The following is a 385-nucleotide window of genomic DNA, read 5'->3' as shown; positions in this document are numbered from 1 at the left end:
ACTTCGCAGCACACACAGAATGTGTACTCTGAAGTTTTCTTGTGCCGAACAGTAAAGATGGTGGAGCTATGCGGGATCGAACCGCAGACCTCCTGCGTGCAAAGCAGGCGCTCTCCCAGCTGAGCTATAGCCCCATCGTAGTTAAATCCCGTTACCTTGAATTCGTTACCGGACGCGGCGTGTTGAAGCGAAGCATACTGAAGTATGTGAGCGTTAACACAGCAAACCACGGGAGCGAATTTGGTAGGCCTGAGTGGACTTGAACCACCGACCTCACCCTTATCAGGGGTGCGCTCTAACCACCTGAGCTACAAGCCTGCAGAGATTTTTACTGCTCGTTATTTCATCAGACAATCTGTGTGGACACTGCAGAGGCAGGTTCTTT

2 tRNA genes are annotated in these 385 nt (G+C 51.2%); both read right to left on the bottom strand.

Annotated elements, in window-relative coordinates:
- Window positions 1-58 precede the first annotated feature (58 nt).
- Window positions 59-134 (bottom strand) — tRNA-Ala (locus E0L21_RS24810).
- A gap of 107 nt (window positions 135-241) precedes the next feature.
- Window positions 242-318: transfer RNA gene (locus E0L21_RS24805), tRNA-Ile, on the bottom strand.
- Window positions 319-385 lie beyond the last annotated feature (67 nt).

This window comes from Kosakonia quasisacchari (assembly GCF_004331415.1).
GTDB classification, from domain to species: Bacteria; Pseudomonadota; Gammaproteobacteria; order Enterobacterales; family Enterobacteriaceae; genus Kosakonia; species Kosakonia quasisacchari.
This window is presented reverse-complemented; position numbering and strand designations above follow the sequence as displayed.